General features: G+C 40.6%; 16 protein-coding genes and 1 pseudogene. 16 read left to right on the top strand and 1 reads right to left on the bottom strand.

Annotated features, from left to right (window positions below):
* The 12 genes from BA1DRAFT_RS11795 to BA1DRAFT_RS11745 form a co-directional block, all read left to right on the top strand.
* Positions 1-348 (top strand): Tox-REase-5 domain-containing protein (locus BA1DRAFT_RS11795; RefSeq protein WP_036779265.1); only part of this gene is annotated, 348 nt, incomplete at its 5' end.
* Between the two features lie 12 nt (positions 349-360).
* Positions 361-1,083: an Imm52 family immunity protein gene (locus BA1DRAFT_RS11790; RefSeq protein WP_036779257.1), complete on the top strand. Its 723-nt coding sequence runs from the start codon at positions 361-363 to the stop codon at positions 1,081-1,083.
* Positions 1,084-1,129: 46 nt separating this feature from the next.
* Entirely contained in the window at positions 1,130-1,240 is a 111-nt protein-coding gene (locus BA1DRAFT_RS24815; RefSeq protein ID WP_477707062.1) for a PAAR domain-containing protein, read from the top strand.
* A 20-nt stretch (positions 1,241-1,260) separates the two neighbouring features.
* The gene (locus BA1DRAFT_RS11785; RefSeq protein WP_036779254.1) at positions 1,261-2,022 is read left to right on the top strand and encodes a restriction endonuclease fold toxin 5 domain-containing protein; all 762 of its coding nucleotides are present in this window, start codon (positions 1,261-1,263) and stop codon (positions 2,020-2,022) included.
* A 12-nt stretch (positions 2,023-2,034) separates the two neighbouring features.
* Entirely contained in the window at positions 2,035-2,757 is a 723-nt protein-coding gene (locus tag BA1DRAFT_RS11780) for an Imm52 family immunity protein (RefSeq protein WP_036779251.1), read from the top strand.
* 175 nt (positions 2,758-2,932) lie between these two features.
* A complete protein-coding gene (locus BA1DRAFT_RS11775) occupies positions 2,933-3,706 on the top strand; it encodes a Tox-REase-5 domain-containing protein (protein WP_051560757.1) in 774 nt (257 codons plus the stop codon).
* A 12-nt stretch (positions 3,707-3,718) separates the two neighbouring features.
* Positions 3,719-4,441 (top strand): Imm52 family immunity protein, encoded by a 723-nt coding sequence (locus BA1DRAFT_RS11770; protein WP_036779248.1) that lies wholly within the window; start codon positions 3,719-3,721, stop codon positions 4,439-4,441.
* A 46-nt stretch (positions 4,442-4,487) separates the two neighbouring features.
* On the top strand, positions 4,488-4,616 hold the full coding sequence (locus BA1DRAFT_RS24380; RefSeq protein WP_268747235.1) for a PAAR domain-containing protein: 129 nt from the start codon (positions 4,488-4,490) through the stop codon (positions 4,614-4,616).
* A gap of 192 nt (positions 4,617-4,808) precedes the next feature.
* On the top strand, positions 4,809-5,276 hold the full coding sequence (locus tag BA1DRAFT_RS11760; protein ID WP_235201071.1) for a TauD/TfdA family dioxygenase: 468 nt from the start codon (positions 4,809-4,811) through the stop codon (positions 5,274-5,276).
* A 404-nt stretch (positions 5,277-5,680) separates the two neighbouring features.
* Positions 5,681-6,667, top strand: a complete 987-nt coding sequence (locus BA1DRAFT_RS11755; RefSeq protein ID WP_036779247.1) for an ABC transporter ATP-binding protein — start codon at positions 5,681-5,683, stop codon at positions 6,665-6,667.
* Complete coding sequence (locus BA1DRAFT_RS11750; protein ID WP_036779244.1) at positions 6,660-7,466, top strand: ABC transporter permease; 807 nt, start codon at positions 6,660-6,662, stop codon at positions 7,464-7,466. The genes BA1DRAFT_RS11755 and BA1DRAFT_RS11750 overlap by 8 nt, the downstream gene beginning before the upstream one ends.
* 52 nt (positions 7,467-7,518) lie before the next feature.
* Positions 7,519-8,253: an ABC transporter permease gene (locus BA1DRAFT_RS11745; RefSeq protein WP_235201064.1), complete on the top strand. Its 735-nt coding sequence runs from the start codon at positions 7,519-7,521 to the stop codon at positions 8,251-8,253.
* Between the two features lie 244 nt (positions 8,254-8,497).
* Here the strand turns inward: BA1DRAFT_RS11745 and hmpA are convergent.
* A pseudogene (hmpA, locus tag BA1DRAFT_RS11740) lies at positions 8,498-9,691 on the bottom strand (NO-inducible flavohemoprotein); the annotation flags it as partial.
* A gap of 364 nt (positions 9,692-10,055) precedes the next feature.
* Here hmpA and glyA point away from each other — a divergent pair.
* The 4 genes from glyA (at position 10,056) to treB (ending at position 15,236) form a co-directional block, all read left to right on the top strand.
* On the top strand, positions 10,056-11,309 hold the full coding sequence (gene glyA / locus BA1DRAFT_RS11735; RefSeq protein WP_036779238.1) for a serine hydroxymethyltransferase: 1,254 nt from the start codon (positions 10,056-10,058) through the stop codon (positions 11,307-11,309).
* A gap of 190 nt (positions 11,310-11,499) precedes the next feature.
* Complete coding sequence (locus tag BA1DRAFT_RS11730; RefSeq protein WP_036779235.1) at positions 11,500-12,645, top strand: 3-phenylpropionate MFS transporter; 1,146 nt, start codon at positions 11,500-11,502, stop codon at positions 12,643-12,645.
* A 73-nt stretch (positions 12,646-12,718) separates the two neighbouring features.
* On the top strand, positions 12,719-13,666 hold the full coding sequence (treR, locus tag BA1DRAFT_RS11725) for a trehalose operon repressor TreR (RefSeq protein WP_036779233.1): 948 nt from the start codon (positions 12,719-12,721) through the stop codon (positions 13,664-13,666).
* 148 nt (positions 13,667-13,814) lie between these two features.
* Positions 13,815-15,236: a PTS trehalose transporter subunit IIBC gene (gene treB / locus BA1DRAFT_RS11720; protein ID WP_036779231.1), complete on the top strand. Its 1,422-nt coding sequence runs from the start codon at positions 13,815-13,817 to the stop codon at positions 15,234-15,236.
* The last annotated feature ends 10 nt before the right edge of the window (positions 15,237-15,246 follow it).

Raw genomic sequence — 15,246 nt, 5'->3', positions numbered from 1 at the left:
TTTATTGCTAAAACTAAATATGACCCGACCACACAAATGATTCAGGAGTTTCAGTGCCTGAAAGTCACCTTTGATGGTTGGCGGCCAGCGTATTGCCTGTTTCTGGAAGCCAAAGCGCGGTATGACCAGTTTTTTAAGAGTGATGAGGAACCTAAGAAATGGTGGAAAGGTGTTTTTTCAGCTATAAGGCAAGCCCAAAGGCATCAAACAGTCTGTAACGTTTTGGATGGTGCCCCCCATGTGGAATGGCACTTTTTACAGCCGATCAGTTATGGATATTTTAAAGTGCAATTTAGTGAACATAAAAATATCAGCGTTCACTATACCCCCTGCGACAGTTTGTTTTAATTCGAGGTCAACATGACAATAGTTAATTTAAAAATCAATGTACGTTATGAACAGCAGGAAACTATTACTATCCATACTGCGTTGATGGATTTGTTTCATATTACACGGCAAATTGATGTATTTTTTGACCAGAAAAAAACTTGGTATTTAACAGGTTACTCCCGAAAGGAGGCGCTAAAACATATTGTGTTTGATGAACAGGGGCCAACTGAGGTTGCCATAAAAGACTTTGAAAAAGATTATAAAAAAGATTTTCCAGCGCTTATTACTGGGATATGGGATGGTGAAAAGGATGAATTAGATAGTGGTATTATGTATAAAAAAATGCGAACTGCTAGCCCTAACTGGGTTTGGCTGGAATTGAATCTAAGTATTGACAGCAGTCAACTGAATGTATCCCGATTAATTGATTTAGTTAAATACTTAGCGACCAGTCGTGATTTTCCTTATATTCAAGTAGAAACCAATGGCTATACCTTAAAAGGTAAACAAGTTTTCCCTGATCGCTTAAGTGTTGGCTGGATGCTTTACCAACCCCGCATTATTGATAAGTCTTACCTGCCTATGGCGGAAGATATGCTCCCTGTGTATCAAAATAATGAACAGGTCGGCACTCTGATGATTACCAAAAAAGGTATTTTTGATGGAAAAAATCAGGATGATATTGATAAATCTAATGATGTTGAAATTCAGCTGGTGAATCTGGGATTACTGCCATTAATTACCGAAGTTTAATGGAGGATGATATTTTTTACCAACTGAAAAACGATGGAGAACTTTCATGTCAAAAGCGGTTATTCTGTTAGGTGATATGACAGATCGTGGCAGTAAGGTTATTACCGTTATTGATGAATATACTCACAATGGTGTACCTATTTATGGCAAAAAATAAGATAATCAGGAGACGTTAATATGCCAATACCCTTATTAGCTCCTGTCGCCGTGGGTGCGGCTGAATATGTCGCCAGCGCCTGTGCCGGAGTATTAATTGCAGTCGGTATCATGGAAGCGGGTAAAGATAAATCCGTAATAGATGATGACAGTATTCAACATAAGAAAACGGATTTTGTAATCAGCCCTGACATCACGGATGAAGATCGAAATATTGTCTGGAGTGCCGAAGCTTATGCGGATTTCTGGGAGGATGATGATTTAGGGGATGAATCTGTTGATGCCAGTGCGGTTCAGACTAAAGCCCAGTCTGAGACGGAAGAGTGTGAAAAAACGGAAACTGAAAAAGTGTGCAAAGCTTGCCTTGCTATTCCGGTGACGAGTGAAAAGTATCGTAAAGTTAGCCGCTGGAGCGCCATCACGATTAACTATCAGCGATTTATTGCGAAAACTAAATATAACCCGGTCACACAAATGATTCAGGAGTTTCAGTGCCTGAAAGTCACCTTTGATGGTTGGCGGCCAGCGTATTGTTTATTTCTAGAGGCCAAAGCGCGGTATGACCAGTTTTTTAAGGATAATAAACCTAAAAGATGGTGGACAGGCCGTTATTCAGCCAAGAATCAAGCAGAAAGGCATCAAATGGTTTGTGATGCATTGGACGGTACTCCTCATGTGGAATGGCATTTTTTTCAGCCCATCAGTTATGGATATTTTAAGGTATTGTTTAGTAAATATAAAAATATCAGTGTCCACTATACTCCCTGCAACAGTTTAGTTTAATCCGAGGTCAACATGGCGATAATCCGTTTAGAAATCAATGTATATTATCAACAGCAGGAAGCAATTACTGCAAATACGGCATTAAGGGATTTGTTTAATATCACACGGCAAATTGATATTTTTTTGGGGCAGAAAAAGACTTGGTATTTAACTGGTTACTCTAGAAAACAGGCTCTGCAACATGTAGTGTTTGATGAGCAGGGGCCAACTGAAGCTGCTATAAAAAGTTTCGAGAAAGATTACAAGAAAAACTTTCCGGCGCTTATTACTGGTATATGGGATGGTGAAAAGGATGAATTATCTAGCGGCATAGATTTTAGCAAAATGCCAAGTGTTCGTCCTAACTGGGTTTGGCTGCAATTGAACCTAAATATTGACAGTCATCATCTCGATGTATTGCGGTTGATTAATTTGGTTAGCTATTTGGCTTTAAACTGTAATTTACCCAATATTCAGGTGGAGTCGAATGAATATACCTTAAAAGGTAAACAGGTTTTCCCTGATCGTCTCAGCGTTGGTTGGATGCTTTACCAGCCTCGCATTATTGATAAATCCTGTCTGCCTATGGCGGAAGATGTGCTCCCTGTGTATCAAAATAATGAACAGGTTGGCAGCCTGATTATTACCAAAAAAGGCATTTTTGATGGAAGGAATCAGGATGATATTGATAAATCCAATGATGTTGAAATTCAGTTGGTGAATTTGGGATTACTGCCGTTAATTACCGAAGTTTAATGGGAGTGATGTTATTTACCAATCGAAAAACGATGGAGAACTTTCATGTCAAAAGTGGTTATTCTGTTAGGTGATACGATAGATCATGGCGGTAAGGTTATTATCGCTATTGATGAATAGACTTACAATAGTGTGTCTATTATGGCAAAAAATAAGATAACTAGGAGACGTTAATATGCCAATACCCTTATTAGCCCCTGTTGCAGTGGGAGCGGCTGAATATGTCGCAAGCGCCTGTGCCGGAGTATTAATTGCAGTTGGTATCATGGAAGCGGGTAAAGATAAATCCGTTATAGATGATGATAACATTCAACATAAGAAAACGGATTTTGTAATCAGTCCTGACATCACGGATGAAGATCGAAATATTGTCTGGAGTGCCGAAGCTTATGCAGATTTCTGGGAGGACGATGATTTAGGGGAAGAATCAATTGATACCAGTGCGGTTCAAGTTAAGGAGCAATCTAAGACGGAAGAATGTGAAAAAACGGAAACTAAAAAAGAGTGTCAGCCTTGCTTAGCTATTCCGGTGACGAGTGAAAAATATCGTAAAGTTAGCCGCTGGAGCGCCATCACAATTAACTATCAGCGATTTATTGCTAAAACTAAATATGACCCGACCACACAAATGATTCAGGAGTTTCAGTGCCTGAAAGTGACCTTTGATGGCTGGCGGCCAGCGTATTGTTTATTTTTAGAGGCCAAAGCGCGGTATGACCAGTTTTTTGATACTGAAGGTGAACCCAAAATTTGGTGGAAAGGGAGTAAATCAGGTAAAAAACAGGCGGAAAGGCATCAAACTGTTTGTGATGTACTAGAGGGGACACCGCATGTGGAATGGCATTTTTTACAACCAATCAGTTATGCTTATTTTAAGGGAATATTTAGTCAATTTAAAAATATCAGTGTCCACTATACTCCCTGTGCCGATTTAATGGCGAGAATTTAATTCGAGGTTCAAATGACAATAATCCGTATAAAAATCAATGTGTATTATGAACAACAGGAAACCATTACTGTAAATACAGCATTAATGGATTTATTTCATATTACACGGCAAATCGATATCTTTTTCAGGCAGGAAAAGACATGGTATTTAACTGGTTATTCACGAAAAGAGGCCCTAAAACACATTGTGTTTGATAAACAAGGGCCAACAGAAAAGACCGTGAGCTATTTTGAAAAATCTTATAAAAAAGATTTTCCTTCACTTATTGAAGATATGTGGGATGGTGAGCGGGATGAGATAGCCAATAGTATTAGTTATAATAAACTGTCTACAAGAGGTCCCAACTGGGTTTGGCTAGAATTCAATTTAAAAATTAACAGCAACCAATTGAATATCACCCGATTAATTGATTTAGTTAAATATTTAGCGACCAGTCGTGATTTTCCTTATATTCAAGTAGAAACCAACGGTTATACCTTAAAAGGCAAACAAGTTTTCCCTGATCGTCTCAGCATTGGTTGGATGCTTTACCAGCCCCGTATTATTGATAAATCTTACCTGCCTATGGCGGAGGATGTGCTTCCTGTGTATCAAAATAATAAACAGATAGGCACCCTGATTATTACCAAAAAAGGCATTTTTGATGGAAGAAATCAGGATGATATTGATAAATCCAATGATGTTGAAATTCAGTTGGTGAATCTGGGATTACTGCCATTAATTACCGACGTTTAATGGGGGATGATATTCTTTACCAATTGAAAAACGGTGGAGAACTTTCATGTCAAAAGCGGTTATTCTGTTAGGTGATATGACAGATCATGGCAGTAAGGTTATTACCGTTATTGATGAATATACTCACAATGGTGTACCTATTATGGCAAAAAATAAGATAAACAGGAGACGTTAATATGCCAATACCCTTATTAGCCCCTGTCGCTGTGGGTGCGGCTGAATATGTCGCCAGCGCCTGTGCCGGGGTATTCATTGCAGTCGGTATCATGGAAATTGGCTGTCTTTCACACTGAATAAATAGTTTTCCTCTGCATCAATAATCTCCTGTGCAATCTGGGTTTGGCATCTATGGTATCAATGGAAATAAGTGTGTCTTCAAAAAAGTCGGCCAGATCTGTTGCCTGCATTATATACTGGTTATCCTTACCATCGGTTAAGCGAACATCCTCCGGGAGAGAATGAAATAACCGAATACAACGTACCAGTATTTTCTCAATGTAACGGTGACATTAGCATACGATACCTAAGATTTAACATATTTGCCGCCGCGTTTGCTCGTGGTAAAAAAGTCCCCGCTAAGCTGCGAGAGGCTGTTGACTATCTTGGTGAGTTGGCAATATCTCCCGTTTTTTGTTGGACTACGCTTCTTGAAGAAAGTGACATGGTTTTCTTCAATAATTATTTATGTCTGCACTCACGCACAGCATTCGAAGATAATGATGATCCTAAGAAGAAACGGCTAATGTATAGAGTCTGGCTTGAATGTGAAAATTTTCGCGCTATGCGCCTGAACTTGCCGTTCATCCTGAAGGTGGCGGTGGGTGGGGAGGGATAGCCTCTCAGGCTGGTAAGCGACCTGTCTTCGACTATGATTTCGACTTAGACTGACAAAATATACTTATGAAATATAGAACTCTTGGATATAAAGGAGTCTACGTATCACCTATTTGTCTCGGTACCCAACAGTTTGGTAGATGAGAGAGGTGCGCACGAAATACTTAACGCATTCACCGAGCAAGGAGGTAATTTCCTTGATTCTGCTGATTGCTACCCTATTTATTTGCCAAATGGTAGTGAAGGAAGGCAGGTAGCTGAAAATTCTCGTTATGTTTCACAGTGGTGATCTCGGTTGGCCCCACGCTAAAATTAAATATGCAGACCCTATTTATTTAGACGAGGTAGTTGTTGACTATTCTGATGTTAACTTTAGTGCTGGTTCAATTTAGTTAGCGGATTTCTATGAGCAATATTCAAGTAAGAAATTTGAGTAAGTCTTACAGTATTTACACTAAAGCTCCCGGTTTGTTGGGCAGTTTAAAATCATTCATTAAAAGAGATTATGCAGTCGTACAAGCGGTCAAGGCGATCAATTTCTCCATCGAAGAGGGAGAAATTGTGGGTTTTCTCGGGGCGAATGGGGCGGGGAAAACTACCACCATGAAGATGTTGGCTGGCATCATTCAACCCTCTTTAGGTGATGTCAGTGTTTTGGGGTATACCCCTTATGAACGCAAGAACGAATATCTAAAGTCAATATCATTTGTGGCTGGGCAGAAACAGCAACTCGCTTGGGATCTTACGCCTAATGATTCCTTCATACTTAATAAGGTTATCTATGATCTCGAAGATAATGAATTTTCCAGATGCCGTGACGAATTGGTTGAATTGCTTTCTATTGGTTCAGTGATTAACAGGCCGGTTCGTAATTTGTCTCTTGGTGAGCGTATGAAATGCGAATTAGCTTTGTCATTGCTACATAAACCAAAGGTTTTGTTTCTAGATGAACCTACGATTGGGTTAGATGCTAATATGCAGCGCGTCGTCCGTGAATTCATCTTGCATTATAATCAGACGCACAAGGCAACGATTCTCCTAACTTCCCACTATATGGCGGATGTAGAAGTTCTTGCACGACGTGTCATTATTATCAATTCGGGAGAGATTATCTACGATGGACAACTTTCGCATTTAATTGCAAAACGTTCTCCCAAAAAGATTATAAAGGCTAGTCTTTCAGGTCCAATCAATCCAGAGCTGAGTTCGTTACCTGGCTTGCTATTCTATGATGGTCACGATATTGAACTGACGGTAGAGCGTGACGCATTACCTTCTGCAATAACAAGATTGATGTCCGAACGAGTCGTGCTTGATATCTCGATCCATGATGAACCGATAGATCGTGTTCTGGAGGGGTATTTATCTTCAAAAGGTGAGTTTAATGTGTAAATCCTTTAAGCGGACTCTACAGTTATGGAGGGTGCTCATTGGCCAATCTTTCTCCCAAGCTATTGCGTATCGAGCGCAGTCGATGGTTTGGATGATAGGTGGTGTTATGCCTATCGCGGTGATGTTGGTTTGGCTTAGTCTGGCAGATGGGGGGGCTATTGGCGGTTATACACCCAGCGATTTCGCGGTTTATTTCCTTTCTATTTACTTAGTACGTCAATTAACGTCCATTTGGGTAATGCAGAGCTTGGATTATGATATCCGCCGAGGGGAGCTTTCTATGCTATTGTTGCGCCCGGTGTCTCCCCTCTATTGTTATATTGCGGATCACGTGGGACAAATGATTGTTCGGGGGCCGATTATATTAGTGGTTTTTATTTCTGGTATCGTTTTAAGTGGTAACTTGCAACGCTTGGATATCTGGAATTTTTTGGCTTTTTTGCCCTCACTCATGCTTGCTTGGATTATCATTTTTCATCTTTATTATTGTCTAGGTTTGTTGGCTTTTTGGATTAATAACACAATGGCGTTTGACCCATTGCTTTGGGCGCTTTATACGATACTTGGAGGTTCGCTCATTCCTCTTGATTTATATCCGCCTGGTATCGCCGGATTATTAAAAGTTTTGCCTTTTGCATCGGCAATGGATTTTCCAGTGCAAATAATATTAGGAAAACTAGATCATGGTGAATTATTAATAGGTTTCTTGATACAGTTATTCTGGGTTATCGCTCTCATGTTAATTCGTGCTTTGCTATGGTCGATGGGATTGAAAAAATATACGGCTTCAGGAGCCTAACTAAATGCGGTACTGTTTACTATTGTTGGTATTGATAAGGAATTCTTTCGTCTTGGAACTTGAATTTCGACTCAATGCTTTGGTTAACTTGATCAATTCCTCTCTCGCTTGCCTGCTGGCGTTACTTGTTCTGACGGGTTTTTTCGGTCAGGTATCCCAAGTAGGGGGGTGGAATTTCAATCAAATGGTTGCCTTACTTGGTGTGACTCTCATTGTGGAGTCATTAATCGATAGCTGGTTATTTCCAAGTATCCACTCTTTATCTGAATACATCAGACGAGGTGACTTGGATTTTATGCTTATTCGCCCCGTTGACCATCAGTTTTTTATCACATTTCATCGTTTTAATGTGTGGGATGGTGCGAATTTTGTCGTTGGTTATATAGTTGTTCTGGTGGCTATGCATCAACAAGATGCTTTGATATTTTCAAATTTCATGCAGTTTAATCTGGCACTATTATTGGGCGCATGTATTTTCTATTCACTGTTTATGTGTTCAAATCTCATTGCCTTTTGGTTCACTAAAGTTTCTGATGTATGGATTATTTGCTACTCTCTTATGGATATGGGACGGTTTCCTGTCAGTGCTTATCCAGGTGCTATGCGATTCGTTCTGAGTTTTATATTACCAATTGTTTTCGTAAGTAACATACCTGCGCAAGCTGCCTTGGGCATGCTTAATTTCGGCACGTTGGCTATGGCTTTTATGTACGCATTAGGGACGTTATTCTTCACCCGATATCTCTGGCTTAAAGCTCTATCAAGATATAGCAGCGCAAGTAGCTGATGATATGTATTTTTACCTATGACTCTTGAAATCAATGGAGCTGGCGCCCAATGGGACGGGCTCCATGATAAATAAACGCCAGTAAGGTCTCTAAAATAGTGATGAATTGGTTTTTTCAGTCACATTAAGCATATTCAGTACAGATGAATATTGAATATCAGACTATAAATTAAAGATAGTTTCTGCTCTATTCACTTTATTGGCTATTATCACCTTATAACGTTTTTAATATTAAGCTGAAAATTTAAATCACTTTGTGTGGACCAAAACATTCATAGTGAATAAATTGTTTATCAATTCCCATATCCAATAACTGTTTCGCTATATATTGCATGAAGGGAACAGGACCACAGAAATAGAAATGCATTCCTTCTGTTTTCAACGCTTCATTCAGAACAGTCAGATCCATAAAGCCTTGGTGTTGATAATGAATACCTTGTTGATCTTCATCCCTTGGTTCGCGGTACCAAATTGTGCTAGCAAAATTTGGCATTGCTTGCGCCATTGTTGCGACTTCATTGCTAAACGCGTGATGGCCGCCGTGTTCCGCCGCATGTAACCAGTTAATCTGGCTGTTGTGATTTTGTTGGTGGAGGTGATGCAACATACTCATCATGGGGGTCAGGCCAACGCCCGCAGAAATCAAAGTAACCGGTGTTTCTGGTTTAATATCAAGGAAAAAATCACCGCGTGGGGCGGCCAGCCAGACGGTATCGCCTTCTTGCATCTTATCGTGCATATGGTTGGAAACGATTCCTTGTGGCTCACGTTTGATGGCAATCCGATAGCTGGAACCATTTGGTGCTGCCGTCAGTGAATACTGGCGAATTTCTCGGTTGTCAAAACTATCATCTGCCAGATAAATACTCAGATATTGGCCAGGTTTGTAATCCATCACTTTCCCGCCATCTTGTGGTATAAATTCAAAGCTGCAAATCACCTCACTTTTTACTTCTTTCCGGCTGATACGGAATGGACGTAAACCACGCCAGCCGCCATCTGTTGATTCACCACTATGATAGATTTGCTCTTCACGATTGATAAAAACATCAGCGAGCACGCCATAAGCTTTTCCCCAGGCGTCCAGAATTTCATTTCCCGGCTGGAACATTTCATCCAATGTTGCTAACAGGTGAGTACCGACAATCTGATAATGTTCTGGTTGAATATTCAGGCTAGCGTGTTTATGCGCGATTTTTTCTACTGCCGGTAGTAGTACCTCTAAGTTGTCAATATTGGCTGCATAGGCGCAGATCGCGTTGAATAGGGCTTCACGCTGATCGCCATTAAGTTGATGGCTCATATTAAAAATGTTTTTCAACTCAGGATTATGGTTAAACATCCGCTCATAGAAGTGTGCTGTCAGTCTTGGTCCGGTAGCAGAAAGTAATGGAATAGTTGATTTGACAGTTGCAATAGTTTGGCTATCCAGCATGGTGAAACTCCTGAATTTCTTTCAAGTGATAATGAAAGTTATAACATGTATTTTAAATGCAACTTATACCCTTTTGAGGATTTTGTAAATATAGAATGTGGTCTTTATGGTGAAAAAAATACTCGTAAAAGATATTTACACTAAGGAAGGGACTACTTTAGGTCATAAGTTCCGACAAAAGAGGAAAAATGCAGTGTAATTTTCATGCCATTATTTAGAGCAGATGTCTTGCTTGTATTCGGTATGCAATCGTTTGCGTAAAATATTTTGTCAAGACTATCTCATTTGGTGAAAAGGGTTTACACTGTGTGCCATTCGGCCCCTTGGGGTGTTTTTGAAGAGAAGTTAGCTGAGTCAGGAGAACCCAATGTTAAAGCGTGAAATGAATATTGCTAGTTATGATCCCGAACTATGGCAGGCGATGGAGCAGGAAGTTGTTCGTCAGGAAGAACATATTGAGTTAATTGCTTCTGAAAACTATACCAGCCCAAGAGTTATGCAGGCACAGGGCTCTCAACTCACTAACAAATATGCTGAAGGTTATCCGGGTAAACGCTACTACGGTGGTTGTGAATATGTAGATGTTGTTGAACAGTTAGCTATCGAGCGTGCTAAGGCGCTGTTTGGCGCCGATTATGCCAACGTTCAGCCACATTCTGGTTCTCAGGCGAATGCGGCAGTTTATATGGCTTTGTTGCAACCGGGCGATACGGTTCTGGGGATGAATTTGGCACATGGCGGTCATTTGACTCACGGCTCTCCGGTTAACTTCTCTGGTAAGTTATATAACGTTGTGCCTTATGGCATCGATGAGAGCGGTAAAATCGATTATGACGATATCGCGGCACAAGCTCAAAAACATCAGCCAAAAATGATTATCGGTGGTTTCTCGGCTTACTCCGGTGTGGTTGACTGGGCAAAGATGCGTGAAATTGCAGACAGCATTGGTGCTTATCTGTTCGTTGATATGGCGCATGTTGCTGGCCTAATCGCCGCAGGAGTATATCCTAACCCGGTTCCTCATGCTCATATCGTCACTACCACGACGCATAAAACACTGGCCGGTCCGCGTGGTGGTTTGATTCTGGCGAAAGGTGGCGATGAGGAGCTGTATAAAAAGCTGAATTCTTCTGTGTTCCCTGGTTGTCAGGGTGGGCCTCTGATGCATGTTATCGCGGGTAAAGCGGTGGCATTGAAAGAAGCAATGGAACCAGAATTCAAAGCATATCAACATCAGGTTGCTGATAACGCAAAAGCGATGGTTGAAGTGTTTTTGGCACGTGGTTACAAAGTGGTTTCTGGCGGTACAGAAAACCACCTGTTCCTGTTGGATTTGGTTGACAAAGATATCACTGGTAAAGATGCCGATGCTGCGTTGGGCCGTGCAAATATCACGGTAAACAAAAATAGTGTGCCTAATGATCCGAAGAGCCCATTTGTGACTTCTGGTGTGCGTATCGGTACGCCTGCGATTACCCGTCGTGGCTTTAAACAAGCAGAAGCGCGTGAATTGGCTGGCTGGATGTGTGATGTATTGGACAACATCAATGATGAAGCGACCATTGAAGCAATTAAGCAGAAAGTTCTGGCTATTTGCGCGAAATATCCGGTTTACGCATAAATTAAAATTTCAATAGATTGTTACAAAACCTGCTCCGGCTAACATCGTTTGCTTAAGTGAGATATTGAGGAGTGATGTGTGGATTTTCCTCCGGGGAAGATCCACTTCAAGATAACGCTCAATATCTAGTTTCTTGAGTTAACTAAGTTAGTTAAGGGCGGGTTTTTTGCATTTTTTACCAGGGGGATTAATGGTTATTCGATCGACGCGCTGGCTGGCGTTAGATTACTTCACATATTTCTTTTCTTACGGGATATTTTTACCTTTCTGGGCAACCTGGCTCCAGGGTGAAGGTATAGAGCACGATATGATAGGGATTTTATTGGGGGCTGGTTTGGTTTCCCGTTTCCTGGGAAGTTTATTAATTGCGCCTACAGTTAAAGATCCCGCAAAACTTATTCTTGCGCTGCGTATATTGGCATTACTGACTCTGATTTTCGCTGTTGGTTTTACATTAGGAAATCATTGGGCGTGGCTCCTGTTCATTATGGTCGGCTTCAATCTATTTTTTTCGCCGATGATGCCATTGGGTGATGCGTTGGCAGGAACATGGCAAAAACAATTTTCTTTTGATTACGGCAAAATACGGGTTTGGGGTTCAATTGCCTTTATTATCAGTTCAGCATTAACCGGGGAATTGATCTCTGTCTGGGGACATCGGGCCATCCTCATCACGATATTGTTTAGCGTCTTCTCTACCTTGTTGGTGACATTATTTCGGCCCTCTATCATGCCGGTTGGTGAAACCAAATCTGCCAAAGTGGATGTTGTGTCATTTAAACAGTTGTTGTCTGAAAAATCAGTACGCCGATTCTTGTTATGTGTGGCTTTATTGCAGGGCGCCCACGCGGGATATTACAGTTTCAGTGCAATTTACTGGGAAAACGCAGGTTATTCTGCCTCGGTAGTCGGTTATCTCTGGTCATTGGGCGTAGTGGCTGAAGTGATTATTTTTACTCTGAGTAATAAATTATTTCGCCGCTGGAATGCCCGTAATCTTTTGCTGCTTTCTGGTATATGTGGTGTTGTTCGCTGGGGATTGATGGGAACATTCACCGCATTACCGGTGTTGATTGTTGTTCAAATATTGCATTGTGGCACATTCACCGTCTGCCATTTGGCTGCGATGCGTTTTATCGGTGCGAGAAAGGAAGGGGAAATTGTGCGTTTGCAAGCGGCTTATTCCGCATTGGCAATGGGGGGTGGGATCGCTATCATGACGGTCATTGCCGGATTTATGTATGATTATCTGCACAGCGGCATTTTCTGGATGATGGCTTTGGTTGCTTTTCCTGCTATCTTCTTGCGGCCACAGGTTAAAGCTCATAATTATTAATAATATAAATTTAGTTTCTTACAATATTTTTGTAAGAAACTAAGTATCTCAAATAATATTTTTATGAGATATCATGTCGAATAAATTAACAATAAAAGATATCGCTCGTTTGGCTAATGTCGGTAAATCAACCGTTTCGCGGGTATTAAACAATGAAAATAGCGTAAGTCCACAAGTACGTGAAAGAGTTGAGGCGATTATCCAACAAAATAATTTTGTTCCATCTAAATCAGCAAGAGCGATGCGAGTGAAAAGTGACAAAATCATAGCCTTAATTGTGTCGCGTCTGGGATCTTTTTCAGAGAATTTATCGATAAGTACCATGTTACCTCTGTTTTACCAGCGTGGTTACGATCCGATTATTATGGAAAGTAATTTTGATCTACAGCTTTTACAGGAACATCTACGTCAATTGGCATTGCGTCATGCAGATGGCATTATTTTGTTCGGTTTCACTGGATTGTCAGAAGAGCTCCTCTGCCCTTGGCGTGACAAAATAGTGGTATTTGCCCGCGAATATACGGGTTTTTCTTCTGTATGTTATGACGATATTGGTGCTGTGCGTTTATTGATGAATGAATTCTATCGGCGGGGACACAGAAATATCAGTTTTCTCGGCGTAGATGATTGTGATACCACGACAGGTTTGCTTCGCCATCAATCTTATCTAGCTTGTTGTGAACAGAAAGATCTGCACCCACTTTCCGCCCAATGTGATTTAAGCTATCAGAGTGGGTTTCAGCATGTTAATAAGGTATTGAGAGAGAAAACAACAGCTTTAATCTGTGCAACCGATAGTTTGGCTTTAGGTGCATATAAATATTTGCAGCAAAATAATCGGGAAGATATACAAATAGGTAGCATTGGTAATACACCTTTGTTGAACTTTTTATACCCTAACACGCTTTCTATTGATCTGGGTTATAGTGAGGCAGGTAAATATGCGGCTGGTCAATTAATTGCTCAGATAAACCAGCAATACCCTAAACAACAAGTAATCATTCCGAGTAAGTTGGCTTAAAAATAAGAAATATTGCCGTTTCAATGTGATCTTCAACCCATTTTTGGGAACGTTCCCATGACAAGCATAACCAAATGATATTAGGATGAAATTAGTTTACTAAGCATGCTAATTAGTAATTGATATTCACTTATGATGACTGGCTGTTATGAAAAACAAAATAAATTCTAAAGATATAGAAAAACTAATTACATTAATCGGTGGTTGTGAAAATATAGCCAGTGTAAGTCATTGTATTACCCGATTGAGGTTTGTATTAGTTGAACCAGTTAAAGCCAAGCCGGATGAGATAAAGAACTTACCGATGGTTAAGGGCTGTTTTACCAATGCAGGGCAATTCCAGGTAGTGATAGGCACTAATGTTGGCGATTATTATAAGGTTTTAAATAGTTATCTTGGTCAATCTGAATTGAACAAAAAAGATAAACAACAGGTTGAGAAGAAAAATATGAAATGGCAAGAGCGCTTCATTTCTAAGTTTGCGGAGATATTTTTTCCTCTCTTACCAGCATTAATTAGTGGCGGACTCATTCTAGGTTTCCGTAACATTATTGGTGATATTCCTTTTAGTGAAGGTAAAACTTTAGCTCAAACATATCCTATTTGGAAAACAATATATGATTTTCTGTGGCTGTTAGGAGAGGCAATATTCTTCTATCTGCCAGTGGGTATTTGTTGGTCGGCGGTTAGGATGATGGGTGGAACACCAATATTAGGCATTATATTGGGAGTAACACTGGTCTCGCCGCAATTAATGAATGCTTATCATTTAGGGCAACAAATCCCTGAACTATGGAATTTTGGCCTGTTCACGATTGGAAAAGTGGGTTATCAGGCGCAGGTTATTCCGTCACTTTTGGCGGGCGTTACTTTGGGGTGGATTGAAGTTCAGTTAAAACGGGTGGTTCCTAGTTATCTCTATTTAGTCATTGTTCCGGTAGTTTCGTTAATATTGGCGACTTTTTTAGCACATAGCCTTATTGGGCCATTTGGTCGGTTAATGGGTGATGGAGTTGCTTGGGTTGTTAAGGCATTGATGACGGGAAGTTTTGCGCCTATTGGTGCAGCTTTATTTGGATTCTTTTACGCGCCATTGGTGATTACAGGTATCCATCAAACCACATTAGCCATAGATATGCAGATGGTGCAGAGTATAGGAGGAACACCGATATGGCCTATTATTGCATTATCCAATATTGCTCAGGGCTCCGCAGTTGTTGGTATTATTTTAATCAGTAAAAAACATAATGAACGTGAAGTATCCGTACCTGCGGCTATTTCCGCCTATCTGGGCGTCACTGAGCCGGCAATGTACGGTATTAATATCAAATATCGATTCCCTATGCTCTGTGCCATGATTGGTTCTAGTTTAGCCGGGTTGATTTGTGGGTTGGGTGGTGTATTGGCAAACGGTATTGGTGTGGGTGGCTTGCCAGGTATTCTTTCGATCAAACCGCAATTTTGGCTAATTTACGCATTAGCTATGCTTGTCGCCATTATTGTTCCGTTGATTCTCACTACCGTTGTGTATCGGAAGAAGAATATGACCGGTATGTTAGCTGCTGAATGATGTGGTTATT

It is taken from the genome of Photorhabdus aegyptia (genome assembly GCF_000612035.1).
Taxonomy (GTDB): Bacteria; Pseudomonadota; Gammaproteobacteria; order Enterobacterales; family Enterobacteriaceae; genus Photorhabdus; species Photorhabdus akhurstii.
The sequence above is the reverse complement of the archived record's forward strand: the minus strand, read 5'-3'. Positions and strand labels throughout refer to the sequence as shown.

Excerpts from the sequence above, each read along its gene's own strand:
- BA1DRAFT_RS11790 (WP_036779257.1), top strand. The coding sequence starts at position 361 with ATGACAATAGTTAATTTAAAAATCAATGTACGTTATGAACAGCAGGAA.
- BA1DRAFT_RS24815 (WP_477707062.1), top strand. The coding sequence starts at position 1,130 with ATGTCAAAAGCGGTTATTCTGTTAGGTGATATGACAGATCGTGGCAGT.
- BA1DRAFT_RS11785 (WP_036779254.1), top strand. The coding sequence starts at position 1,261 with ATGCCAATACCCTTATTAGCTCCTGTCGCCGTGGGTGCGGCTGAATAT.
- BA1DRAFT_RS11780 (WP_036779251.1), top strand. The coding sequence starts at position 2,035 with ATGGCGATAATCCGTTTAGAAATCAATGTATATTATCAACAGCAGGAA.
- BA1DRAFT_RS11775 (WP_051560757.1), top strand. The coding sequence starts at position 2,933 with ATGCCAATACCCTTATTAGCCCCTGTTGCAGTGGGAGCGGCTGAATAT.
- BA1DRAFT_RS11770 (WP_036779248.1), top strand. The coding sequence starts at position 3,719 with ATGACAATAATCCGTATAAAAATCAATGTGTATTATGAACAACAGGAA.
- BA1DRAFT_RS24380 (WP_268747235.1), top strand. The coding sequence starts at position 4,488 with ATGTCAAAAGCGGTTATTCTGTTAGGTGATATGACAGATCATGGCAGT.
- BA1DRAFT_RS11755 (WP_036779247.1), top strand. The coding sequence starts at position 5,681 with ATGAGCAATATTCAAGTAAGAAATTTGAGTAAGTCTTACAGTATTTAC.
- BA1DRAFT_RS11750 (WP_036779244.1), top strand. The coding sequence starts at position 6,660 with ATGTGTAAATCCTTTAAGCGGACTCTACAGTTATGGAGGGTGCTCATT.
- glyA (WP_036779238.1), top strand. The coding sequence starts at position 10,056 with ATGTTAAAGCGTGAAATGAATATTGCTAGTTATGATCCCGAACTATGG.
- BA1DRAFT_RS11730 (WP_036779235.1), top strand. The coding sequence starts at position 11,500 with ATGGTTATTCGATCGACGCGCTGGCTGGCGTTAGATTACTTCACATAT.
- treR (WP_036779233.1), top strand. The coding sequence starts at position 12,719 with ATGTCGAATAAATTAACAATAAAAGATATCGCTCGTTTGGCTAATGTC.
- treB (WP_036779231.1), top strand. The coding sequence starts at position 13,815 with ATGAAAAACAAAATAAATTCTAAAGATATAGAAAAACTAATTACATTA.